The 1,435-nt window shown below is 44.4% G+C and carries 2 protein-coding genes; one reads left to right on the top strand and one right to left on the bottom strand.

Features of this window, described 5'->3' with window-relative positions; translation table 11 throughout:
* Window positions 1-946 (bottom strand): sodium-dependent bicarbonate transport family permease (locus A3762_RS03185; RefSeq protein WP_068475975.1); only part of this gene is annotated, 946 nt, incomplete at its 3' end.
* A 183-nt stretch (window positions 947-1,129) separates the two neighbouring features.
* Here A3762_RS03185 and A3762_RS03180 point away from each other — a divergent pair.
* A partial coding sequence (locus A3762_RS03180) for a hypothetical protein (RefSeq protein ID WP_068754047.1) occupies window positions 1,130-1,435 on the top strand: 306 nt, incomplete at its 3' end.

Genomic DNA, 1,435 nt, shown 5'->3' with positions numbered 1-1,435 from the left:
ATGCGATCCACTGTGAAATGTATGAATGGTAAAAAGGGATACCAAAAATAACGTTCAGAGGGAAGGTCAAGCCTAGTGATAACAGCATGGCTAAGCCAATATCCGCATCGGGAATAGCGCTTCGAATTGCTGCCGGCGCAGCAATATAGGAAGCACTAGCGACTAAAGTCGCAAGAATAAGAACTGAGCCTTCAGGCAGCCCCAAAGCTATACCAGCGCCTGCGCCAATCGCAGCAAATGCAAGCGGTGTGACGCATGCGAAGATAACCAGTTTCCATTGTTTGTATGGGAAGGGACGGAGTGTTTCAGCCGCGGTAAGTCCCATTTCTAACATGAAGATAGCCAAGATTGCTTTGAAGCCTCCTGTCAATAACTCGGTGACCGACGCACCTTGCACTGGCCCGTACATCCAGCCAATCAGAACACCACCAACGAGCAATACAACACCTCGGTTCGTCAATGTTTCATGCCAAATAGCGCGATGAGAAACGCCTTCAACTTGCTTCTCCGAATTGAAAAAACGATAAATGGCGAGGGCAACAATAATCGCTGGAAGCTCTAACATAACCAGATAAAGCGTCGTTTGCGCACCAAACTCAATGTTATTGGACTCTACATACGTCAGCACAACCGCAAAGGTACCGGCACTAACCGAACCATAGTGAGCTGCAATACTGCTGGCGTTGGCGAGAGATACGCCACAGACAAAACGTAAGATAGGAAGGATTAATAAAGGGCAAATCGCTCCAACTAAGGCGACGGTTAACATCTCCCATATCAAGTTAGTCGAAACACTGCCAAATAAGGCCATACCACCCTTCAATCCGATGGTAAGCATTAATAGTAAACTCAGGGTATCGTAGGCTTCTTTTGGAATACTCAAATCAGATTTGAGAAGCCCAGCAACTAGGCCGAGCAAAAAAAACATGACAACGATATCAGGCATAGTAAGTCTTTCGCACAGAACAGTAGCCAAACGGCTATGGAAATCAGAAGAGACAACAAACGCAAGCGCGTTTTTATTGGTCAGCCTTTTGTTGCCGCGAGACTATTGTAAAAGTATTTGTTAGATTCTCGTAGCATATAAAACAGCTATATTTCTGAGACCCTCTAAGAATATCCCTCTAAAATGCCTCAATTTTTTCGAATCCAACTGAATAGTTTTATTCGCCGTGTCGAAAATGCGCAGGATCTTAAATGCCTGATAAAAGACCAAGGTGTAACATTAACGCGTAGAGGACGATCTCGAAATTGGACAATCAAACTCAATACAGAGCAGTCCATCAACTTACAAAAGAGTATTGAATCAGCGAAACAAGAAAGCTGGCTATGGGTTGCAAATCTGCTTAAGAAGCAGCGACCAGAATTAAATTTGAGAGACCTAAAAACGCTTGCCAAAGAACATTGGCCAATCAGCGTTAATCAACTCATGAGG

Source organism: Oleiphilus sp. HI0125 (assembly GCF_001635355.1).
The sequence above is the reverse complement of the archived record's forward strand: the minus strand, read 5'-3'. Positions and strand labels throughout refer to the sequence as shown.